The organism is Paraburkholderia strydomiana, from assembly GCF_031456815.1.
Classification (GTDB): Bacteria; Pseudomonadota; Gammaproteobacteria; order Burkholderiales; family Burkholderiaceae; genus Paraburkholderia; species Paraburkholderia caledonica.
In genome coordinates this window covers 18,868-39,914 of sequence record NZ_JAVDVL010000015.1, presented here as the reverse complement: position 1 = coordinate 39,914, position 21,047 = coordinate 18,868, and the positions used below count along the sequence as shown (strand labels likewise).

20 protein-coding genes are annotated in these 21,047 nt (G+C 62.5%); 6 read left to right on the top strand and 14 right to left on the bottom strand.

The window, feature by feature from the left end:
- The first annotated feature begins 123 nt into the window (after window positions 1-123).
- Window positions 124-849 carry an OmpW/AlkL family protein gene (locus J2W46_RS29175; RefSeq protein WP_020070610.1) on the top strand — a complete coding sequence of 242 codons (726 nt, stop codon included), beginning with the start codon at window positions 124-126 and terminating at the stop codon, window positions 847-849.
- A 92-nt stretch (window positions 850-941) separates the two neighbouring features.
- On the opposite strand, the gene J2W46_RS29170 is transcribed toward J2W46_RS29175, so the two are convergent.
- Complete coding sequence (locus J2W46_RS29170) at window positions 942-1,127, bottom strand: hypothetical protein (protein WP_310358550.1); 186 nt, start codon at window positions 1,125-1,127, stop codon at window positions 942-944.
- 94 nt (window positions 1,128-1,221) lie between these two features.
- On the opposite strand from J2W46_RS29170, the gene J2W46_RS29165 reads away from it, so the two are divergent.
- Window positions 1,222-1,602 carry a DUF883 family protein gene (locus tag J2W46_RS29165; RefSeq protein WP_020070608.1) on the top strand — a complete coding sequence of 127 codons (381 nt, stop codon included), beginning with the start codon at window positions 1,222-1,224 and terminating at the stop codon, window positions 1,600-1,602.
- 246 nt (window positions 1,603-1,848) lie between these two features.
- Here J2W46_RS29165 and J2W46_RS29160 read toward each other — a convergent pair whose 3' ends face one another.
- From J2W46_RS29160 to pilM, 7 genes are all read right to left on the bottom strand, one after another.
- A complete protein-coding gene (locus J2W46_RS29160; protein WP_310358547.1) occupies window positions 1,849-3,054 on the bottom strand; it encodes a deoxyguanosinetriphosphate triphosphohydrolase in 1,206 nt (401 codons plus the stop codon).
- Between the two features lie 68 nt (window positions 3,055-3,122).
- A complete protein-coding gene (aroB, locus tag J2W46_RS29155; RefSeq protein ID WP_033379725.1) occupies window positions 3,123-4,199 on the bottom strand; it encodes a 3-dehydroquinate synthase in 1,077 nt (358 codons plus the stop codon).
- An 8-nt stretch (window positions 4,200-4,207) separates the two neighbouring features.
- Window positions 4,208-4,759, bottom strand: coding sequence for a shikimate kinase (locus tag J2W46_RS29150; RefSeq protein WP_027805037.1), 552 nt, complete (start codon window positions 4,757-4,759; stop codon window positions 4,208-4,210).
- Window positions 4,760-4,865: 106 nt separating this feature from the next.
- Window positions 4,866-6,584 (bottom strand): type IV pilus secretin PilQ, encoded by a 1,719-nt coding sequence (locus tag J2W46_RS29145; RefSeq protein WP_310358544.1) that lies wholly within the window; start codon window positions 6,582-6,584, stop codon window positions 4,866-4,868.
- Window positions 6,581-7,528, bottom strand: coding sequence for a hypothetical protein (locus J2W46_RS29140; RefSeq protein WP_310358543.1), 948 nt, complete (start codon window positions 7,526-7,528; stop codon window positions 6,581-6,583). The genes J2W46_RS29145 and J2W46_RS29140 overlap by 4 nt, the downstream gene beginning before the upstream one ends.
- The gene (locus J2W46_RS29135; RefSeq protein WP_310358540.1) at window positions 7,525-8,277 is read right to left on the bottom strand and encodes a fimbrial assembly protein; all 753 of its coding nucleotides are present in this window, start codon (window positions 8,275-8,277) and stop codon (window positions 7,525-7,527) included. The genes J2W46_RS29140 and J2W46_RS29135 overlap by 4 nt, the downstream gene beginning before the upstream one ends.
- Entirely contained in the window at window positions 8,274-9,266 is a 993-nt protein-coding gene (gene pilM, locus J2W46_RS29130; protein WP_310358537.1) for a type IV pilus biogenesis protein PilM, read from the bottom strand. The genes J2W46_RS29135 and pilM overlap by 4 nt, the downstream gene beginning before the upstream one ends.
- A 254-nt stretch (window positions 9,267-9,520) precedes the next feature.
- Between pilM and J2W46_RS29125 the strand changes: the two genes are divergently transcribed.
- The gene (locus tag J2W46_RS29125) at window positions 9,521-11,914 is read left to right on the top strand and encodes a penicillin-binding protein 1A (protein WP_020070600.1); all 2,394 of its coding nucleotides are present in this window, start codon (window positions 9,521-9,523) and stop codon (window positions 11,912-11,914) included.
- A 92-nt stretch (window positions 11,915-12,006) separates the two neighbouring features.
- Here J2W46_RS29125 and cyaY read toward each other — a convergent pair whose 3' ends face one another.
- A complete protein-coding gene (gene cyaY / locus J2W46_RS29120; protein ID WP_204523689.1) occupies window positions 12,007-12,324 on the bottom strand; it encodes an iron donor protein CyaY in 318 nt (105 codons plus the stop codon).
- A 35-nt stretch (window positions 12,325-12,359) separates the two neighbouring features.
- Between cyaY and J2W46_RS29115 the strand changes: the two genes are divergently transcribed.
- Window positions 12,360-12,716, top strand: a complete 357-nt coding sequence (locus J2W46_RS29115) for a lipoprotein (protein WP_027779505.1) — start codon at window positions 12,360-12,362, stop codon at window positions 12,714-12,716.
- Window positions 12,717-12,725: 9 nt separating this feature from the next.
- Entirely contained in the window at window positions 12,726-13,988 is a 1,263-nt protein-coding gene (lysA, locus tag J2W46_RS29110; RefSeq protein WP_310358533.1) for a diaminopimelate decarboxylase, read from the top strand.
- Window positions 13,989-14,071: 83 nt separating this feature from the next.
- Here lysA and msrQ read toward each other — a convergent pair whose 3' ends face one another.
- From msrQ to J2W46_RS29085, 5 genes are all read right to left on the bottom strand, one after another.
- Complete coding sequence (gene msrQ / locus J2W46_RS29105) at window positions 14,072-14,773, bottom strand: protein-methionine-sulfoxide reductase heme-binding subunit MsrQ (RefSeq protein ID WP_310358529.1); 702 nt, start codon at window positions 14,771-14,773, stop codon at window positions 14,072-14,074.
- An 11-nt stretch (window positions 14,774-14,784) separates the two neighbouring features.
- Window positions 14,785-15,780 carry a protein-methionine-sulfoxide reductase catalytic subunit MsrP gene (gene msrP / locus J2W46_RS29100; RefSeq protein WP_310358689.1) on the bottom strand — a complete coding sequence of 332 codons (996 nt, stop codon included), beginning with the start codon at window positions 15,778-15,780 and terminating at the stop codon, window positions 14,785-14,787.
- A 184-nt stretch (window positions 15,781-15,964) separates the two neighbouring features.
- A complete protein-coding gene (ccsB, locus tag J2W46_RS29095) occupies window positions 15,965-17,176 on the bottom strand; it encodes a c-type cytochrome biogenesis protein CcsB (RefSeq protein ID WP_310358526.1) in 1,212 nt (403 codons plus the stop codon).
- A 4-nt stretch (window positions 17,177-17,180) separates the two neighbouring features.
- Entirely contained in the window at window positions 17,181-19,379 is a 2,199-nt protein-coding gene (locus tag J2W46_RS29090) for a cytochrome c biogenesis protein ResB (RefSeq protein ID WP_088176470.1), read from the bottom strand.
- 116 nt (window positions 19,380-19,495) lie between these two features.
- Window positions 19,496-20,149, bottom strand: coding sequence for a c-type cytochrome (locus J2W46_RS29085; RefSeq protein WP_088176469.1), 654 nt, complete (start codon window positions 20,147-20,149; stop codon window positions 19,496-19,498).
- A 216-nt stretch (window positions 20,150-20,365) separates the two neighbouring features.
- Between J2W46_RS29085 and yihA the strand changes: the two genes are divergently transcribed.
- On the top strand, window positions 20,366-21,019 hold the full coding sequence (gene yihA, locus J2W46_RS29080; protein ID WP_310358519.1) for a ribosome biogenesis GTP-binding protein YihA/YsxC: 654 nt from the start codon (window positions 20,366-20,368) through the stop codon (window positions 21,017-21,019).
- The last annotated feature ends 28 nt before the right edge of the window (window positions 21,020-21,047 follow it).

Below are 21,047 nucleotides of genomic sequence, written 5' to 3'. Positions count from 1 at the left end.
GTTCGACGCGGCGCGGCCAGGCCAGGAAGCGCGCCCGGCTTAGGGAGAAAACTCTAACCGGCGCGTATGGTTAGTTTCAAACGTTGTGGTCATAATGAGCGGGCCTTTTTTGGAGGAGCACATATGAAATTAAAACAGGCCGTAACGGGGATCGCAGTGCTAGCCAGCATGACAACAGCAGCACACGCGCAATCGGCCGGTAGCTTTTTCGTCTCAACAGGCTGGTTCCATCTTGCGCCTCAATCGAGCAGCCAGCCCCTGCGAGTAACGAGCATTGGCGGCAGCCCGACCAACATCACAGAAGCCAATACCGGAGCCTCACTGGGTTCGGCCGACACCATCGGCTTCACCGCGGGTTACTTCATTACCGATCACATCGCCACCGAATTCGTGATTGGCTATCCGCCTTCGTTCGACCTGAACGGCACCGGTAGCCTCGAACAATTCGGCAAGCTGGGTCAGGCGAAACAGTGGAGCCCAACGCTGCTGTTCAAGTACTACTTCAACGCTCCCACTGCCACATTCCGTCCGTATCTCGGTATCGGCGTGAGCCGTATCTGGTTCACCGACGAGAAGATCACCAACGGAGCATTCCAGGCGAACGTCCTGCATGGTCCGACCAGCGTGACTACGGATAGTTCGTGGGAGCCGGTGTTTAATGCGGGTTTCACTTACGCGTTCAATCAGCACTGGTTCGCGGGCGTGTCGGTGTCGTACCTGCCGCTCAGCACCACGGCCAAACTGAACACGCAGGCGCAGACGCCGGTCGGTACGCTCAATGTGCAGTCGCAGACCAAGATCAAGCTGAACCCGATCGTTACCTACGTCAACATCGGTTACCGCTTTTAACACGGCTTGTCACACGGCTTGGAACACCGTTCTTCACGCGTGGAATGCTGTGGTTTAGGGTAGTCGAATTCGCGGGGGCTTGAACAACGCCGTCATTTATCCAATGGCGGCGTTTTTTGTTTTGTGCCGCCGTGGAAGCAGCGCGCCGCCTTTACCGATGCGGCGCGCCGCAGCCTCGGCGCGTTTGTAAAACTGACCCGCAAGCGTTGTGCTTCGTGCAATATCTGCTGACGATTTTCGCCCAGCGGCACCGTGCGCCGGGCATTGGGGTTTGGCACCGAAGTTGCGTCCTGCTGGTGTTTCCTGCGTTGCGATGTGGTTTAAGCGTAACCGTGAACGTGGGCCTTTTTTACCCTCATCGACGGAGCGACTATGACAGCACTTCCGAATACGCGAGATGCCCTCGGCGAATCCTGGACCAGCACGAGCCGCCGCGCGCGGCGTATTGCCCGCCACAGCCGCGACGCGGCTGAAGACATTGCAGGCGAACTTCGCACGCTAATGTCGGAGCTTGAATCCACGCTGGCCGAAGGAACCCAGGCCGATGCAGTAGCGCTGCGCGGCAAACTGCGCAAGCAGCTCGACAACGCCCGCGCCCGCATGAACGACACGCGGGAGGCCGTACGCGAACGCGCGAATGTAGCGCTCTCGGACGCGGACGACTATGTGCATGAAAATCCGTGGCAGACGCTCGCGATTGTCGGCGGCGTCGCGCTGATCGCAGGCGCGTTGTTCGCCTCGCGCATGCGCTGAACGTTGCGCTGAGCCTGGCGCCGAATGTTGCGCTAAAGCGTGCTTGAGCTTGCGCGGAGAAGAGCGCTGAGCAGTGTGGCTCAAGCGCGCGGGCGGGCTGCATGGCGTTAGCGTCCCGTTGCATCGACGCTGTGCAGCCCGGTGGTACGAGACCGCCATCACAGGCGGTCTCTGCCGTGCCTTGTGTGTCGGACTCAGCCGACACGCGCCCCGCCGTGGCCCTTGCTTGCCACGGCTCGTGCTCGCTCAGTTATCGTCGATCACGAAGAGACGCTGATACTCCTTCAGCGCGTACCTGTCCGTCATGCCTGCGATGTAATGCGCGATAAGCCGAGGTTGCTGCGCGGCGTCGGTGGACTGGTAGCCCGGCGGCAGCAGCCGAGGGTCTTCGGTGAACGCGTCGAACAGACCGACAACCACGCGGCGCGCCTTGTTCGCCATCCGCATCACGCGGTAATGGCGGTACAGGTTCTTGAACAGAAAGCGCTTGAGCGCTGCAGCCTGCGCTGCCACCGCTTCGCTATGCGCGACGAGCGCCGGCGCGGCGCGCACTGCGTCGAGCGAATCCGGTGCATGACGGACCAGATTGAGCTTCGTGGTGTCGATGAGATTGACGATCAGCGTGTTGATGATGCGCCGCACCGTCTCATGGATCAGCCGGCGGCCTTCGATCTGCGGAAAATCGCGCCGCGCGGCTTCATAGTGTGTTTGCCACAACTCGACTTCGGCGAGTTGCTCGACGGTCAGCAAACCAGAGCGCAAGCCGTCGTCCACGTCGTGATTGTTATACGCGATCTCGTCGGCCACGTTCGCTATCTGCGCCTCGATGGACGGCTGGCGTCCTTCTAGAAAACGCTCGCCCAAAGCACCCAGCCGCCGCGCGTTTTCGCGTGAGCAATGCTTGAGGATGCCCTCGCGCGTTTCGAAACACAGATTCAGGCCGTTGTACGCGCCGTAGTGCTCCTCGAGATCGTCAACCACCGCGAGGCTTTGCAGATTGTGCTCGAAGCCGCCGTGCTCGCGCATGCATTCGTTCAGCGCATCCTGGCCCGCATGCCCGAAGGGCGTGTGGCCGAGATCGTGCGCAAGTGAAATGGCTTCAACCAGGTCTTCGTTGACACGCAGGTTGCGCGCCACGGAACGCGCAATCTGCGCGACTTCGAGGCTGTGCGTGAGACGGGTGCGAAACAGGTCACCCTCGTGATTCACGAAAACCTGCGTCTTGTATTCGAGCCGGCGGAACGCCGTTGAATGAACGATGCGATCGCGGTCGCGCTGGAATTCGGTGCGGGCGCTTGGCGGTGCTTCCGGATAGCGGCGCCCGCGCGACAGCGCCGAATGCGCGGCATACGGCGCGAGGTGCGCTTCGAGCGCTTCTTGCGTCGGGACGCCGAGCGCTGCGGCGTTCGCCGCGGGTTCCTGCTTTACATCGTCGCTGCGCCTGTCTGTCACCGGGTTCTCCGAAACATGGGCGGCGCCGGTCGACGCCGTGCGCGGCGCCTCGCTGCCAAAGCCGGCCTTCAGACGGCGGCGGCCAGCGTGGCGTGCACCTCGGCGTCGGGCGCCTGGGTGATGAGCGTCTCACCGAAACGCTTCAGCAGAATGAATTTGATCGCGCCGGCTTCCGCTTTCTTATCGACCTGCATCAGTTCGACATAGCGCGATTCGCCGAGCGCCGGCGCGCGGGTCGGCAAATGCGCGGCGACGATGACGTCGACGAGCCGCTTGCGCGACGCTTCGTCCAGATAGCCGAGGCGCACCGACAGATCCGCAGCCATCACCATTCCGCAGCCGACCGCCTCGCCGTGCAGCCACTCGCCGTAGCCAAGTCCGGCTTCGATCGCGTGGCCAAACGTATGGCCGAAATTGAGAATGGCGCGCAGTCCGCCTTCGCGCTCGTCCTGCGCGACCACGGACGCCTTGATTTCGCACGAGCGCTTGACCGCTTCGGCAAGCGCTTCCGGCTCGCAGCGATTCAAAGCCTCGACATTGGCTTCGATCCAGCGGAAAAAACCGGCGTCTGCAATAGCGCCCGTCTTGATGACCTCGGCTACGCCCGCCGCCAGTTCGCGCGCGGGCAGCGTGCGCAACGCGCCGATATCGGCGATCACGGCCTGCGGCTGATAGAACGCGCCGATCATGTTCTTGCCGAGCGGATGATTGATGCCGGTCTTGCCGCCCACCGACGAATCCACCTGCGAGAGCAGCGTAGTCGGCACCTGAATGAACGGCACGCCGCGCATGTAGCAGGCAGCCGCGAACCCCGTCATGTCGCCGATCACGCCGCCGCCCAACGCAATCAGTGTGGTCTTGCGGTCGGCGCGCGAGCCCAGCAGCGCGTCGAAGATGAGGTTCAGCGTTTCGAGGTTCTTGTGGGCCTCGCCGTCCGGCAAGACGACAGTGGACACCTGCTTGCCGAGCGGCGCGAGCGAGGCGCGCAACGTGTCGCCGTAAAGCGGGTCGACGGTGGTATTGGTGACGATCGTGACCGAGTTGCCGGCGATGTGCGGCGCGAACAGCGCGGTCTGGCCGATCAGGTCGGCACCGATATGAATGGGGTAGGCGCGGTCGCCCAGTTCGACATTGACGGTAATCATACGGCCCATTATGACGCAGGATGTTTGGCGACGCCGGCCATCTCGAGCTGCATCAGAACCATATTGACGAGTCCGTTGACCGAAGGCCGACCGGTTTCGATCACGAAATGCGCGCATTCGCGGTAGAGCGGATCGCGCACTTCGTAGAGCGCTTCAAGGCGCGCTTTGGGGTCTTCCGTCTGCAGAAGCGGGCGATTTTTGTCGCGCCGGGTCCGCAGCCACAGGTCGTGCGGATTGGCGCGCAAATAGATCACCACGCCCCGGCTTTGCAGCGCCTGCCGGTTTTCCGGCCGCAGCACCGCGCCGCCGCCGGTCGCGAGCACGATTTTGTCGCGCCCGGTGAGCTCCGAAATCACGCTCGCCTCACGCTCGCGAAAGCCGGCTTCGCCCTCCAGCTCGAAGATCACGGGAATGCGCGCGCCCGTGCGCGCTTCGATTTCATGGTCTGAATCGAAAAACGGGCGATCGAGACGGCGCGCAATGGCCCGGCCCACGGTGGTTTTTCCTGCCCCCATGAGCCCTACAAAAAATACATTGGCGTGTGCGTCCCGCGCTTGCAACGGTGTCCTCTGGCTAATCCGGTATGGTTCGTGCCGCAGCTTACTGGCAAAGCGGCTGCCTTGTCGAGCCTGCGCGCCGCCGCTTTCGAGCGGCGGCAGCGTGCCCCTAATTCGTCTGAACGACGCGCGGCGTGATGAAAACTGCCAGTTCGCTGCGCTGGTCGCGATGAGCCCGATGGCGGAAAAGCGCGCCTAGAATCGGTATTTTGCCCAGGAGCGGCACCCGAGTCACATCGTCCCGGCCGTCGGTCGCGTAAATTCCTCCAATCGACACCGTACCACCGTCTTCCACCTCGACCCGCGTCTGCACGTGCTTCGTGTTGATGGCAGGCCCGGCGTCGGTCTGTTCGCCGACGCTGTCCTTCGCAACATCGAGGTCCAGCACCACGCGGCCGTCCGGCATGATCTGCGGCTCGACCTCGAGCTTCAGCGTGGCGCGGCGAAATTGCACACCCGATACGCCCTGCCCGACTTTGGCCTGATAAGGCAACTCGGTGCCTTGCTCGACCACGGCCTTCATCCGGTCGGCGGTAACGACGCGCGGACTGGAGACGATTTCGCCGCGCCCCTCGGCCTCCAACGCGCTCAGCTCGACGTTCAGAAGCCGCGTCGCGCCCGCCGCGAACAGCGTCAACCCGGCCGTCGCCGCGTCGAAACCCGCAATCGGGCGGGCAGACAGATCGTAGACGAGACCGTCCTTGCCGCCGCTCAAACCACGCGTGGTGCCGTCGGCGTTCGTACCCGCCATAGAAAGCCGCACGCCGAGATTGCGAGAAAAACCATACTCACCTTCGACGATGCGCGCCTCGATCAGCACCTGGCGCGTGGGCCGGTCGACTGAAGCAAGCAGCGCGGCAATCTGCGCGAGGCGCCCCTCCAGATCCGTGACGAACAGTAGATTGGTGCGCGGATCGGCAGTCACCGCGCCGCGTTTGGACAACACCCGCTGATTCCCCGAGCCCGTCAGCAGGCGCCGCACGTCCTCGGCGCGCGCGTAGTGCAGCTCGAACGTGCGGCTTGCGAGCGGCTCGAGATCCGCCGTCCGCGCGTGCGCCTCGAAGCGCTGCCGCTCGCGCGCGGCCAGATCGGCGATCGGCGCAACCCAGACCACGTTGCCGTGGCGCTCCATGGCGAGACCGTTGACGTCGAGCAGCGTGTCGAACGCGACGCGCCACGGAACCTTGTCGAGGCGCAGTGAAACGGCCCCGCGCACTCTCTCGCTCGCGACGATGTTCAAGCCGGTGAACTGTGCAAACGCGTTCAGCACGGCGCCGAGTTCGGCGCGCTGAAAGTTGAGCGAAATCGGCTTGTCGTCGGCGGCAAGCGACGCGTCGGCGGCGGTTTTCGGAGCGCCGCTCAGACGCGCGAGCGGAGGCAATGGCACCGGCGGACCTTCGAGCGCCGACGCGCTCGCGCCGGCATGGCTGGTGGCAGCGGCTGGTTGCCGGCCGAGAGGCACTGAGCCATCCGCGTCGTCCATTGCATCGTCTGGGTGGCTTTGCCGGGCCTCCGTCGGCGTGCGCGAGACGGCGGTGGCATCTGCGGAATCCTCGCGGAACGGGTTCGGCGTTTGGGAGTCTGAACCGCGAGGCAGCGGCGGCGCATTGTATGGCGACTCGGACGATGCCACCGCATCGTCGAGCGGCATGTAAGCAGGCAACGGAGGCAGCGATGGAATCGCAGCACCTGCCGCGCCGGTGGTTAGCGCCGCGCCGAGAAACAAGGTCACCGACAATCCCACGCGAACGCGGGCACGAACACTCAAGGCTGCGGCAACACCGGTAGATGCATGCCGGTCGCCGCGCAACAACTCCGTTGTGCTCATGACGAAGCCTCCGCGAGATCGAGCGTCCGCGTTGCAGCGCCTTTGGCGAGCGTGATGCCGAACGTGTCGAAGCGCGTGACGCGCTCGTCTCCGATCTGCTGGCCGGACGCGACAGTGGTCGCGCCCTCGGGCGTATCGAACAATGCGAGCCCGCGCGCGCGATCGTGCAGCAATCCGACAAGACGTAGTTGCGGCTGCCCGGGCAAATCGACAGTCGCCTGCATTTGCGCGGGCGAGAATGGATCGAAGAACACCACGTCTTCTTCGTCATCCGAATCAAGGCTCGCGTCGGCAAGCTCCTGCGTCGTGAGGCTGGCAGGCGCCGGGCGTAGACCGCTGTACACGCGCAGCGCCGCGCTCACCGAAAGCGTAGACCCGTCACGCTTGATGACGACGTCGACGGGAACCATCAGCACCGGCAGTTCGATAAGTCCGCGCATGAATGACATCAGGTGAATGAAGTCGGTGCGCGCGGCAAGCTGAAGCGGACGCTCGCTCTGAGCGCCCGTTCCGCTCGCGGCGCCGGGCTCGACCGCCAGTAACGCCACGCCGTTCTGCGCGGCGAGTTCTGAGACGACGCGCACGTCATCGGCCGAAGTCCATTGCTTCGACGCACGCGATGCAGTGGCTATGGCCGCGGGGGTGGCGTCTGACGCGGTGTCTTCGCGGCGCAGCGACGGCAATTGCGCAAGCGCTCGCCTTGCGTCGGCTAGATGGTCCGCGCTTGCAAGGAGCGCCGCGCGGCTCGCTGCCAGACGCCCCAGGTCGGCCACGATCCAGCCGTGCGCCCCAAGGCTGAACACGACGAGCGCAATCAACAACGCAATCGCCCAGCGGCGACGCGGGCTCCAGGTGTGAAGCGGCGCGCGCAGACGTTTGATCGCATGCGACAGCGACACTCGTGGCCGCGGCACGCCGCTGAATCCGGCAAATGTCGTACTCATTTCGAACCTCCAATGTGCCCGGCTTTTGCTTTTTGCGATGCCGCGACGCCAGCGCGTTTGTCCGCCACGTTCGCAGCGCCCTCCCAATGCAGGCGAGCGCCGAACTCAACTGCAGCGGCTGCTCCTGCGCTTGCATTCGTAGCTGGACTCGCATGCGGCGACGAGCGATGCGACTCGCTCATTTCCGCACCTGTCACGCCGGGAATCCCACCGAGACGCTTCAGCCACTGCGCAGAATCGATATGCGCTCGCGAGGTCGCCACCAGTTCCGTCTCGTGCTCGCGCTGGCGAAGCTGCTGCAATAGAACGCCGTCGCCGGGTTCGAAACTCAGCGCGTCGAGCAAGTCGCGCAGGTACGTGAGCGGCTCGGACAAACGCTTCGCGCGAGCGGCCTTGTCGCGTTGCTCGTCGCGCGCATGTAGCAGGCGCGCATGCTCGGCGAGCGGCGCAGCGAGTTGCGCAAGCGACTGCTCGATCGACGCACGCTGTGACTCGAGCCGCGCCTTTTCTATCGCCTGATATTCGGCTAGCGCGAAGACCGCTGCGCAACCGGCCAACGCTGCAATCGCCAATGTCAGCAGACATCGCCGGCGCGCGAGCCGGGCTTTGCGTTGCCGGTGAGGCAGCAAATTGAAGCCGCCGAGCCATGGCTTGACAGGACGAACGGCGCGCCGCCCGCGCATGTCGCGCCCGACATGAACTCGCGCCGCCGCGTTGAAGCGGCCTGCATCGAAAACCGCGGCGCTCATTCGAATACCCCGCGCAATGCGAGCCCGAACGCGACCGCGCCCGCCGCCTCATGCAGAAGCGGATCGTTCAATTGACGTGCTACAGCGCCCAGCGCCGCGCACTCGAACGGCAGGACCGTGCAGCCCAGAATGTCTGCGATATCCGCGACCGAGAAGCCAACGCCCTCCAGCAATTCCACCTCGCCGCTCACGAGCGCGCAGTCGAGCATCGGACCATGCGCGAGGTCGCGCAACGCGTCTGCGAGATCCGAATGCTCCGGCGCGGGGTAGTGCATCTCGGCTGCGATGGTGTCGTCGACGAGACGCCAGCCATGCACCCCGTCCGTGCCGATCCATAACGCGACATACGGTTCGTGCGGATCGAGTTCATGACTCGCCGCGTAGCGCATGGCCCGCAGCGCAGCATGCGGTTCGCCGTCGATCGCTGTGAGCGATATGCCCGCGGCGGCCGCGCATTCGATCCGCGCTTCGAGATGTTGACGCCCGGTCGCGGCAATCGTCACGGAACGAGCGAGCGACGGCGTGTCGTCGACGAACCAGTCGACAGCCAGCGCGTGCCGCTCGAGTCCTGCAATGCGTTCCACTTCGTTCATGACTGCAGGTTCGAGTTCGGCGAGTTCGTGCCCGCCGTCTTCCGCGCAACCGCTTTGCATCGCAAGCCGCGCGAGCGGCACAGTGGCGGTCAACGTTGCTGATGCGGGCACGGCCATCGCGCATCGCAACGCCTGTGTCGCGCACGAGTGAGGCATATCGGCGAACGCGTCGCGCAACGCGCGAGCGACTGACTGCCGGTCAGCGATCTCGTTGCCGGCCATCGCATTAGCAGGAAGCGGCACCGTGCACGCATACTCGATCTGCATCGAAGCGCATGCGCGTGCACGTTGGCTCACTACGACGAGCCGCACGTTTTGCGAACTCACGTCGATACCTGCAGCGAAACGCTGCACCCCTGCCTGCACGGCTTCAAGCCATGAATTTCTTAACGTCATCACGCCCTCCCTGAGACTCACGCGGCGAACCATTCGAGCGCGAGTAGCGAGAGAGAATTGTGCGTAAGCACGCCGCTGGGCGACACTCAGCCAAACGGCTAACGTTGAAGGCCGGCCGCCCCGACGTTCGTCAAAGCAGCTACAGTGAAGCCTCATTTCACGCGGTGCAGAGACTTGTAAAGAACTGTCGGTAAGCACGCCGAAAGCTGAAAAGCTGGGCGGCTATAATCGCGGGACTGTTTTTTGGTGCCTATATGCAATCCACGTCTCCCACGTCTCCGCCGCCCGCGCCGCAGAAGCGCAAACGCCCGCTGTGGCTCAAGCTCCTGCTTGGCTTTTTCGGGTTGATCGTCGCGGGCATTGTGTGCGTGCTGCTGGTGGTCGGCTATGCGCTCGTCGTGGCCACGCCCAATCTGCCCTCGCTCGACGCGCTCACCGACTACCGGCCAAAAGTGCCGCTGCGCATCTATACCGCCGACCATGTGCTGATCGGCGAATTCGGCGAAGAACGGCGCGACATCGTCCGCATTCAGGAGGTGCCCGACAGCCTGAAGAAAGCCGTGCTCGCCATCGAAGACGCGCGCTTCTACGACCATGGCGGCGTCGACCTGACCGGTATCGCTCGCGCCGGTATCGTCGCGCTGACCAATGGCCATGCAACGCAAGGTGCAAGCACGATCACGATGCAGGTCGCGCGCAACTTCTTCCTTTCAAGCGAGAAGACGTACACGCGCAAGATTTACGAGATGCTGCTCGCCTACAAGATCGAGTCGAAGCTTTCGAAAGATCAGATTCTCGAGGTCTACATGAATCAGATCTATCTCGGCCAGCGCGCGTACGGTTTCGCGAGCGCGGCTCGCGTGTACTTCGGCAAGGACATGAAAGATCTGACGCTCGCGGAGTCCGCCATGCTGGCGGGCTTGCCGAAAGCGCCGTCCGCGTATAACCCGGTGGTGAATCCGAAGCGCGCGAAGGTGCGTCAGGAATACATTCTTCAGCGCATGTACGAGCTGCATTACATCAACCAGCAGCAATACGATGAAGCGAGCCGTCAGGCTCTTGTCGTAAAGGGCGCTGGCAAGGAATTCAGCGTGCACGCCGAGTACGTGGCGGAAATGGTGCGGCAGATGATGTACGCGCAATACCGCGAGGAAGCGTACACGCGTGGTCTGAACGTAGTCACGACGATCGACTCCGCGGATCAGGACGTCGCCTACCGCGCATTGCGCAAAGGCTTGATGGACTATGAGCGGCGCCACGGCTATCGCGGCCCCGAAGCGTTCATCAATCTGCCGTCCGACGCGGACGACCGCGAGCAGGCCATCGACGACGCCTTGCTCGAACATCCGGACAACGGCGAAATCATTGCGGCGGTTGTGACGGCGGCGAGCCCGAAGCAGGTGCAGGCGACGTTCATCGACGGCAATGTGGCGACGGTTCAGGGTGACGGCCTGCGCTTTGCACAGTTCGCATTGAGCGCACGCGCCCAGCCGAATCAGCGCGTGCGGCCGGGCGCGATCGTTCGCCTCGTCAAGAACGACGACGGTCAGTGGGCAATCACGCAATTGCCGCAAGTAGAAGGTGCGTTTGTTTCCGTGGTGCCGCAAGACGGTGCGATCCGCGCGCTCGTCGGTGGCTTCGACTTCAATAAGAACAAGTTCAATCATGTCACGCAGGCATGGCGTCAGCCGGGCTCGAGCTTCAAGCCGTTCATTTATTCGGCGTCGCTTGAAAAAGGGCTTGGACCGGCAACCGTGATCAACGACGCGCCGCTATTTTTCAGCGCAGCGGAGACGGGCGGCCAGGCGTGGGAACCGAAGAATTACGGCGGCGGCTTCGACGGTCCAATGACCATGCGCACCGCGTTGCAGAAGTCCAAGAACCTGGTGTCGATCCGCATCCTCAACCACATTGGTACGAAGTATGCGCAGCAGTACATCACGCGCTTCGGGTTCGATGCGGACCGTCACCCGGCTTATCTGCCCATGGCGCTCGGCGCAGGTCTCGTCACGCCGCTGCAAATGGCGGGCGCATTCTCGGTATTCGCGAACGGCGGCTATCGGATCAACCCGTATCTGATCGCCGAAGTCACCGATCCGCGCGGCGTCGTAGTTGCGCATGCGCAACCGCTCGTCGCCGAGCAAAGCGCGCCGCACGCCATCGAACCGCGCAACGCCTATGTGATGAACAGTCTGCTGCAGAGCGTCGCGCAGCGAGGCACCGGCGCCAAGTCGAACGCACTGAAGCGCACGGACCTCGGCGGCAAGACGGGTACGACGAACGATTCGCGCGACGCGTGGTTCGCCGGTTATCAGCACACGCTCACCGCGATCGCGTGGATCGGCTACGACAACCCTCGCAGTCTGGGTGACAAGGAAACCGGCGGTGGCCTCGCATTGCCGGTCTGGATCGAGTACATGGGACGTGCGCTCAAAGGCGTGCCGGAGTACAAGATGCCGATGCCCGACGGAGTGACCGAAGTCGGCTCAGAACTGTATTTCGACGAGTTCACGCCGGGCCACGGTTTCGTTGGGACGGTCGGCATCAGTCAGGCGGCGCTCGACGAAGCAAGCGCTGCGTCCGCAGCACCGGGACAAGTCGGCGAGCAGGAGAAGCAGGACATCATGAATCTGTTCCGCGGGCACTAACGCAGCGCACTGCATGCCGCAAAAAAGCCGCCGCGCAGATCCTGCGCGGCGGCTTTTTGTTTTGTTACGCGTCTAACCGCTCGATGTTGGGTTCAGGCCTCGAAACGCACCGGCTCGCCGGCCTGCTCCGTCGCGTACTCGGACAGCGCCGCGAAAAACTCGTTGCCGCTGCGCGTGTCGCGCCACTCGCCATCGACAAAACGGTAGTGGAAACCGCCCGCTTTCGCGGCTATCCAGATCTCGCTCATCGGCGGTTGCAGATTCACGATGATCTTCGAGCGATTCGCGAATTCGAGGGTCAGCACGTTGCCGCTGCGCTCGAGTTCGATGTCGGCCTCGGTGTCGTCCAGCGCGCGTTCAATGGCGGCTAGCGCGGCCTCTGCACGGGTCAGGTAATCACTATCGGACATGCTAAACTCCATCGATTATTTATTCAGGGACAGTCATGCGAGTCGTATCTCGGATGCGCGCGGCGGCGCCCGGCCGCGCGATTGTAGCGGGTTTAGCCATTCTCGCAGGTTGCGCACTCGGTGGCTCGCTCGCCGGCTGCGGACAACGCGGTTCGCTCTATTTGCCTACCGTGCCACCTTTGCCGGAAAAGCCCATCGACCGCACACAGCCGCCGTCTCCTGACGAAGTACAACCCGGCGCCGAAACCGCGTCCGACGCAGACTCCATTCCTGATACTTCCGGCACGCCGCTCTCGCTCGCGCCCGCGAACGAACTGTCGGCGTCTCCTTCATCTGCTGGTTCCGCTGCTTCGGCTTCGCAGCCCGCTTCCGCCGCCACTCCCGTTCAATAAGACCTCCGCATGACTCGACCTGCATTTGACTACGTCAACGGCGTGCTTCACGCCGAAGGCGTGTCCGCCGTTTCGCTCGCCGAACAGTTCGGCACGCCGCTTTATGTGTACTCCCGGGCCGCGCTCACCGACGCGTGGAACGCGTACGCAGGCGCGTGCGCCGGCCGTCGAGCGAGCGTGCACGTGGCCGTGAAGGCCAATAGCAATCTCGCGGTTCTGAACGTGTTCGCGCGTCTCGGTGCGGGCTTCGACATCGTATCGGGCGGCGAACTGGCCCGCGTGCTGGCGGCCGGCGGCAAAGCGGAAAACACCGTGTTTTCCGGCGTCGGCAAACACGCGAGTGAGATGCGCGAGGCACTCGCGGCCGGTGTGAAGTGCTTCAATGTCGAATCCATTCCGGAACTCGATCGCCTGAACACGGTGGCCGCGGAAATGGGCAAGATCGCGCCCGTCTCGCTGCGCGTGAATCCCGACGTCGATGCGAAGACGCATCCCTACATCTCCACTGGGCTGAAGTCGAACAAGTTCGGCGTCGCGTTCGAAGATGCACGCGCCACGTATCAAGCGGCCGCAGCCATGGCGAACCTTGAGATTGTCGGCATCGACTGCCATATCGGCTCGCAGATAACCGAGATCGCGCCTTATCTGGACGCGGTGGACAAGCTGCTGGAACTGGTCGAACTGATCGAGAAAGACGGCATTGCAATTCGTCATATCGACGTAGGCGGCGGCCTCGGCATCACCTACGACGACGAAACGCCGCCGGACATCGGCGAATTCGTACGCACGGTGCTCGATCGCATCGAGGCGCGCGGTCACGGCCACCGCGAGGTGTATTTCGAGCCGGGCCGCTCGCTAGTTGGCAATGCGGGCGTGCTGCTCACGCGAGTCGAATTCCTGAAGCCGGGCGCTGAGAAGAATTTCGCCATTGTGGACGCGGCGATGACCGAACTCGCCCGCCCGGCGATGTACGAGGCGTATCACGCTATCGACGCCGTTGTTGAGCGCGACGTCCCCGCTCATGTGTACGACATCGTGGGACCGGTATGCGAAAGCGGCGACTGGCTGGGACGCGAACGGCTGCTCTCCGTCGAGCCCGGCGATCTGCTCGTGATTCGCTCGGCAGGCGCCTACGGCTTCGTGATGAGCTCCAACTACAACACCCGCCCGCGTGCAGCGGAGGTGATGGTTGATGGTACACAAGCGCATGTAGTTAGGGCGCGAGAAGAAGTCCAGCAGCTCTTCGCGGGCGAAACGGTTTTGCCGGCGTAACCAGCGTCGCAAGTTCGCTTCAAGTAAAAAAGGCGATGCCGAATGGCATCGCCTTTTTTATTAGCGGTTACGCTCGCGCGCAGTCAGCGCAGCTTCAACTTGCGCCGATCGCGTAGCCACACAATCAGACGCCAACCCAGCAGCGCCAGCATGATCGCGCCGTAGATCTTCGGCAGGATCAGGTCGTGCTTGCCCGCTTTCATCCACCAGAAATGCAGAATCGCCAGCGCGCCGATGGCATAGATCGCGCGGTGCAACGTCTGCCAGCGGCGGCCGAGCTTGCGCACCATTGCGCGCGGCGACGTTGCGGCCAACGCGATCAGCAGCACGAACGCTGCAAAACCCACAGTAATGAACGGCCGCTTGCCGATGTCCTTGACGATCTCCGCCACGTCGAACCATTTGTCGAACCAGAGATAAGTCGTGAAATGCAGCGTCGCGTAGAAGAACGCGTATAGCCCGAGCATGCGGCGAAACCGCACGAACGCCGCGATGCCTGTGAGCCGGCGCAGCGGCGTCACGGCCAGCGTGATGCAGAGGAACACGAGCGTCCAGAGGCCCGTTGAGCGCGTGATGAACTCGATCGGGTTTGCGCCCAGCCGGTCGGTCACGCCGAACAACACGATCCGCGCCAGCGGATACCACGCCGCGATGAACACCGCGATTTTCGCGGGCACGACCCAGCGCGAGCCAGCGGCGGGACGCTTTGCCGGCGCCGTAGCAGGCGCATTGGCTCGCGGCGCGCTCTGCCCGGTACGAGTGACAGATTGGGTATCGGAAGCCATCGTCATGTCGCTCAGAAGTTCTTCTTCAGGTCCATGCCCTGATAAAGAGACGCCACCTGATCGCCATAGCCGTTGAACAGCAACGTCTTGCGCTTGGGCGTGAAAAAGCCGTCTTCGCCGATGCGCCGCTCAGTCGCCTGACTCCAGCGCGGATGGTCGACATTCGGGTTCACGTTCGAATAAAAACCGTACTCGCTCGACGCATAGGTGTTCCAGCTCGTCGCGGGCTGTTTCTCGACAAAGCGGATTTTCACCAGCGACTTGGCGCTCTTGAAGCCGTATTTCCACGGCACCACCACGCGAACCGGCGCGCCGTTCTGGTTAGGCAGCACCTGACCGTACACACCCATGGTGAGCAGCGTGAGCGGATTCATCGCCTCGTCCATACGCAAGCCTTCGGAGTATGGCCAGTCGAGTATAGGCGTGGAGAGTCCCGGCATCTGCGACGGGTCGGCCAACGTAATGAACTGAACATATTTCGCGTTGCCTGTCGGCTGCACGCGCTTGACCAGTTCGGCGAGCGGCACGCCGATCCACGGAATCACCATCGACCAGCCTTCGACGCAACGCAGCCGATACACGCGCTCCTCGAGCGGCGCGAGCTTGAGCAGTTCGTCGATGTCGTAGACCTTCGGGTTCTTGATCTCGCCTTCGACACTGACCTTCCACGGCCGCGGACGCAATGTTCCAGCGTTATGCGCCGGATCGGACTTGTCGGTGCCGAACTCGTAGTAGTTGTTGTACGTGGTGATGTCCTTGAACGGCGTGATCTTGTCCAGCGCGACGAACTTCGTGTTCGTTTTGGCCGCCAGTTTCTGCGCCTTCGGGTCGGTCGAGGTGTAGGCCGCCAGTGCTTCGCCGTTCACGCCGATCAGACTGCCGAGCGCCAGCGCGCCTGCGGCCTGCAGCACGCGCCGCCGGTTCTCGAAAATGTGCTGCGGCGTGATTTCGCTGCGAGCGATATCGTCGCCGGTAAGTTGAATCCTGTCGCTTCGCTTGATCCACATCATGCTGCTCCTTGCCGGCCGCCGCCTCAGACATCTAACGGGGCCAGGGTGATGATCGCTCGTCGGGCCATCCATGCGTACTCACATGGACGAACACATTTGGCGTGCAAATATTCCGCTGGCCATAAAAAAACCGCCGGTGCGAAACACGCGGCGGTTCTTTGTCGGTTGGGAACAGCGGAAATTACAGTTTGCCGTAACTATGCAAGCCCGACAGGAACATGTTCACGCCAAGGAACGCAAATGTCGTGACGAGCAGGCCGGTCAGCGCCCACCACGCGGCGACCGCGCCGCGCAAGCCTTTCATCAGACGCATATGCAGCCAGGCTGCATAGTTCAGCCAGACGATCAGTGCCCACGTTTCCTTGGGGTCCCAGCTCCAGTAGCCGCCCCACGCTTCCGCCGCCCACAGCGCGCCGAGAATCGTCGCAATCGTGAAGAACGCGAAGCCGACGGCAATCGACTTGTACATGACGTCGTCGAGCACTTCGAGCGCCGGCAGGCGGTCGGCCAACATGCCACGCTCCTTCGCCAGATAAGCGACTGCGACCATTGCCGACAAGGCAAAGCTGCCGTACCCGATGAAGTTCGCCGGCACGTGGATCTTCATCCACCAGCTTTGCAGCGCCGGAACGAGCGGCTGGATCTGCTGCGCGTCGCGGGCGACCGAATACCACATCAGGAAACCGACGGCGGCGCTGATCACGAGCAGCACGAACGCACCGAGCGCGCGCGTGTTGTAGTGCTGTTCATAGTAGAGATAGAACAGCGCGGTGATCAGGCTGAACAGCACGAAGACTTCGTACAGGTTCGAAATGGGAATATGGCCGACGTCCGCGCCGATCAGATACGACTCGTACCAGCGCACCATCAGACCGACGAAGCCCATCAGCACGGCGGCCCATGTCATTTTCGAGCCGATCGCGGCGCCGGTCGGGGAGCGCGAGAGCAGGCCGATCCAGTAGAAAACGGTGGCGAATACGAAAAGCGCGCTCATCCACAGAATCGCGGACTGGCTCGACAGGAAATACTTGAGGAAGAAGGCGTTGTCCGCCCGGCTCAGATCGCCGTGATAGATCTGGATGGCCAGCAGCGACAGTGCCGCAATGCCCACCATCAGCGGACGCACGGGCTTCCAGCGCCAGCCGAGCACGACGAAGACCGGCACCGCGCACACCAGCACCAGTTTGTCGTAGTAATTCATGAACGGGTAATAGCGCGACAGCGCGAACCCGGCGCCCGCGACCATGGCGAGGGCGAATAGCCAGTCGACGATGCCGAGCCGTTTCAGGAACGGCCGCTCGTCATATTGGACAGCGTTGAACGCTTCGTCCGCAGACGCCTTGGCGGGTCGGGCGGATGAAGGGGAAGATGAGGAAACCTGAGTCAAGTCCATGGTATTACCGGGTCGAATCTTGTGAGCTTGCGGACGGCGTGCCGGCGTTGCCGGACGATGCATCGGTGAGCTTCGCGCCCAACGCGGCGCCAACCGCGTCGCGCGTCTGAACAAATTCTTTTTCGAAGTCGAGCGTTTTGCGCGCGCTCGACATGGCCATCACGACATTGGTGCCCTGCTCAGTATCTTTGAGCCAGAACCACAGGCGCCGTTCGCGGACGTAGAACATCGAAAAGATGCCCAACACGAGAAGCAGGCTGCCAAGATACACGACTTTTTTGCCGGGTGCGCGCGTCAGCTGAAATACCGAGGCTTGCACCTGCTTGAACGAGTCGAGCTGCAAGTAGACCGGCGATCCATACAGGAAGCTGTCGGATATCGCATTGATCGAGCTTTGCACGAAGCGGCTCGAATCCGCGTTGGCCTGCGCCTCTGGCTCGCCGACTTGCTGGCGCGACAGTTGCCAAAGGTCCCACATCGAGCCTTCGAGCATGCGCAACAGGAGGCCTGCCGCCTTTTCCTGCTCGCCCTTCGGCACCGAATGGTCGATAAATCCGGCGATCGCCTGGAAGCCGCCGACCGGCTGACCGTTCGGCATTTTGACGGTGTTGTCCGCGCCCGCAAAAAGGGTCAGCACGCGCAGCGCGCTTTCCTCCAGATGCTGCTGCAATTCCGTGTTCGCTTCGGGCACGGAGCGCTGGGCGAAGCGGTGAGCGGCTTGCGCGCGCATTCCCGGGTTCTCGAGCGTTGCGCGCAGGTTCATCCAATCCTTCACGGTACCGCCGCTGTCGGCGGGAATGCGCAGATAGCGGAACGGGTCGTCGGGATTGAGGCGCATGCCGGCAAGGAAGAATCGTTCCCCGGCAACCGCCACCGGCAGCATGTAGTTGTTGTACTCGCGTGCCTGGCCGTCCTTGTCGCGTACTTTGTACTGCACCGAGGGGCCGACGTTATGGAGGTCGAGCGGCTTGGACGTCTTCGCGCCCGAGCCGAGCCGCTCGTCGAAAGCTTCCTTCAGCGAGCGGTGGGCGGCGACGCCGCGGGCGTCCGTCTGGCCGCTGCCATTGGAAATGTTCTCTACGTTGATCGCGCGGAAGTCGGTGAACTCGACCGTCTGCCCGTCGGCAAGCGACGTGGCCGAACTCAACGGCGCATTGCCTCCGATCGTGCCGCCGAAAGGCGCGGCTTTCGCGCTCGGGCCCGTCATCGGGTAGGCCGTCATCTGCATTTGCGAGCCGCCGTCCTGGAAGCTCGATTGATAGATCGACACGCCGTCGTATTCGAACGGCTTGTTCACTTCGATACGAGCCGGCACGCGCGCGCCGGTCTTGTGATCTACCACGACGATGTCGCTAGCGAACAGCTTCGGCATGCCCGTCGAATAATAATCGACGATGAATTTCTGTAACTCGATCGAAAACGGCAGGTCCTGGATCAGCGAGCCGTCCGGCTGGTTGAGGATCGCGGTGGACACGTGCTGCCCTTCCGGCACCCATGCGTACCCGCGGAACGTCGGATTCGATTGCGACAGGCGATGTTCCGGCGGGATGTCATTGATTACGGTGTTCGCGCGGATCGGCGATTTGTCGAACAGCCACATTTGCAGTTTGATCGGCAGATTGCTGTCCAGCAGCCCGCCAAGGCAGATCACCACGATCGCAATGTGCGCGGAAATGTAGCCGAGCTTGGTCAACGCGCCGCGCTTGGCCGCGATCAGCGTGGCGCCGTCCGACTCGCGCGTGACGAACTTGTAGCCGAGCTTGGCGGACAGTCTGGCGAGCACTGCCGACGTCTGGGCACGCGTGCCATGCACCGCGAATTCGCCCTTGTGATGGAACGCGCGGAGGCTGGCTTCGCGGACCTTGTCTTTCCAGCTCTTCGTGTCGGCAATCATTTTCGGCGCGTTGCGGATCACGCACAGCGACACCGACACCATCAGAAAGCCGAGAATCAGCATGAACCACCACGAGCTATAAACCGTGTAAAGGCTTAGCGCGCGGAAGATGTCCGCCCAGAACGGGCCGAACTGGTTGACGTAATTGGGATAGGGATCGTCCTGCGTAAGGACGGTGCCGATAATGCTGGCGATCGACAGGATCACGAGCAGCGCAATGGCAAAACGCATCGAACTCAATACTTCGACAACGTTGCGCACGATGCGATTGCTCGACTTCGACTGCAAACCCGACGTGGTGACGCTCATTCATACTCCGACTGAACAGCAAAAAAGGGTGAAGGGCGACCGTTGACACGACGCCCCCACCCTTTTCTTGTTTTTTACCGGCCTCGGCGGGCCGGTTGCAATTGCGCGCGGGCCTCTTAGTGCAAGCCCGCGATGTAATCGGCCACAGCTTTGATCTCGCTGTCCGACAGACGCGATGCGACAGCATGCATCGCCTCGTTGTTATTGCGCGCTCCGGGGCCCTGCGTGAACGCGTTCAACTGCGCCACCGTGTATTCAGCCCATTGGCCGGACAAGCGCGGATACTGCGACGGAATACCCTGACCCGTGGGCCCATGACAACTGGCACAGGCCGGCACGCCCTTGTCCGCGATACCGCCTCGATAAATCTTCTGCCCGAGCGGCACCGTGTCCTTGTTGTGCGCATAACCGGGCTTTGGAGCCTGCGCCGCGAAGTAGGCTGCGACGTTGACCATATCCTGGTCGGACAGCGCGGCCGCCATAGCCGTCATGATCGCATTGTTACGCGCGGGCTGCTTGGCGCCGGGCTGCGGCTTGAAATCCTTGAGTTGCTTGACGAGATAATCGGGATGCTGGCCAGCCAGTTTCGGGTATGCGCCGCCGGCACTGTTGCCGTCTGCGCCGTGACATGACGCGCAAACCTGCACTGCGATTGCCTGCCCCCGATTGACGTCCGGCTTTGCCGGATCTGCTGCTCGTGCCTGAATTGCCAAACTTGAAAGACCTGCTGCTACATGAAAAACCATCAGAGCCTTGCACAGTCGATTCATTCGCACACCCTGTCTCGTCTTGTGGATTTTAGAGGTTTTGCACAATACGACGGCGACCCGAGTGACCGCCAGGAGCCGCCGAGGCACGCGGGCTGGCCCCCTCAGGTTTTCAGTAAACCATCGTATTGTACAATAACTCGCTAATCGCTAAGACGCCAGTCGGGCTTGACCCGTCCCCACTCCGGGTTCCCCGGCGTCTCGAAATCTGGCCTGATCATGTCCTTCCTGCTCCACCAATCCCGCTTTTTCACGACCGTCAATCACCTTCGTGATCTGCCGGCCACCGCTCAGCCTGAGATTGCTTTTGCCGGGCGCTCGAATGCAGGCAAGTCGACGGCCATCAATATCCTGTGCAACCAGAAGCGGCTCGCATTCGCGAGTAAGACACCGGGACGCACCCAGCACATCAATTACTTCTCCGTCGGCAAGGCGGACGAACCCACGGCCCATCTTGTCGATCTGCCCGGCTACGGCTATGCGGAAGTGCCCGGCGCAGCCAAGGCTCATTGGGAGGCGCTGCTTTCCACGTACCTGCAATCGCGGTCGCAATTGCGCGGCATGATCCTCATGATGGACTCGCGCCGGCCACTGACCGATCTCGATCGGCGAATGATCGAGTGGTTTGCTCCGACTGGAAAGCCGATTCACGCGCTGCTCACCAAATGCGACAAATTGACGCGTCAGGAAAGCGTGAATGCGTTGCGCGCGACACAGAAGGGTTTTGACGAATATTGTGCGGCGGGCTATCAAGGCGAGCTGACGGCGCAACTCTTCTCCGCGCTCAAGCGGGTCGGTATCGACGAAGCTCACGAACTGATTGAAAGCTGGCTGATCCCCGAAACGAAGGGCGCAACCGACGCCGCACAGTAACCTCGCGGTGTATTTGCTGAAAGCCTGA

What these genes read in the sequence shown, in the direction of transcription:
- J2W46_RS29165 (WP_020070608.1), top strand. Translation starts at nt 1,222, where the DNA reads ATGACAGCACTTCCGAATACGCGAGATGCCCTCGGCGAATCCTGGACC.
- J2W46_RS29135 (WP_310358540.1), bottom strand. Translation starts at nt 8,277, where the DNA reads ATGAGCGCCGCGGTTTTCGATGCAGGCCGCTTCAACGCGGCGGCGCGA.
- ccsB (WP_310358526.1), bottom strand. Translation starts at nt 17,176, where the DNA reads ATGGACTTGACTCAGGTTTCCTCATCTTCCCCTTCATCCGCCCGACCC.
- pilM (WP_310358537.1), bottom strand. Translation starts at nt 9,266, where the DNA reads ATGACGTTAAGAAATTCATGGCTTGAAGCCGTGCAGGCAGGGGTGCAG.
- lysA (WP_310358533.1), top strand. Translation starts at nt 12,726, where the DNA reads ATGACTCGACCTGCATTTGACTACGTCAACGGCGTGCTTCACGCCGAA.
- aroB (WP_033379725.1), bottom strand. Translation starts at nt 4,199, where the DNA reads ATGATTACCGTCAATGTCGAACTGGGCGACCGCGCCTACCCCATTCAT.
- msrQ (WP_310358529.1), bottom strand. Translation starts at nt 14,773, where the DNA reads ATGGCTTCCGATACCCAATCTGTCACTCGTACCGGGCAGAGCGCGCCG.
- J2W46_RS29140 (WP_310358543.1), bottom strand. Translation starts at nt 7,528, where the DNA reads ATGAGTACGACATTTGCCGGATTCAGCGGCGTGCCGCGGCCACGAGTG.
- msrP (WP_310358689.1), bottom strand. Translation starts at nt 15,780, where the DNA reads ATGTGGATCAAGCGAAGCGACAGGATTCAACTTACCGGCGACGATATC.
- J2W46_RS29175 (WP_020070610.1), top strand. Translation starts at nt 124, where the DNA reads ATGAAATTAAAACAGGCCGTAACGGGGATCGCAGTGCTAGCCAGCATG.
- J2W46_RS29145 (WP_310358544.1), bottom strand. Translation starts at nt 6,584, where the DNA reads ATGAGCACAACGGAGTTGTTGCGCGGCGACCGGCATGCATCTACCGGT.
- J2W46_RS29125 (WP_020070600.1), top strand. Translation starts at nt 9,521, where the DNA reads ATGCAATCCACGTCTCCCACGTCTCCGCCGCCCGCGCCGCAGAAGCGC.
- J2W46_RS29115 (WP_027779505.1), top strand. Translation starts at nt 12,360, where the DNA reads ATGCGAGTCGTATCTCGGATGCGCGCGGCGGCGCCCGGCCGCGCGATT.
- yihA (WP_310358519.1), top strand. Translation starts at nt 20,366, where the DNA reads ATGTCCTTCCTGCTCCACCAATCCCGCTTTTTCACGACCGTCAATCAC.
- J2W46_RS29090 (WP_088176470.1), bottom strand. Translation starts at nt 19,379, where the DNA reads ATGAGCGTCACCACGTCGGGTTTGCAGTCGAAGTCGAGCAATCGCATC.
- J2W46_RS29085 (WP_088176469.1), bottom strand. Translation starts at nt 20,149, where the DNA reads ATGAATCGACTGTGCAAGGCTCTGATGGTTTTTCATGTAGCAGCAGGT.
- cyaY (WP_204523689.1), bottom strand. Translation starts at nt 12,324, where the DNA reads ATGTCCGATAGTGATTACCTGACCCGTGCAGAGGCCGCGCTAGCCGCC.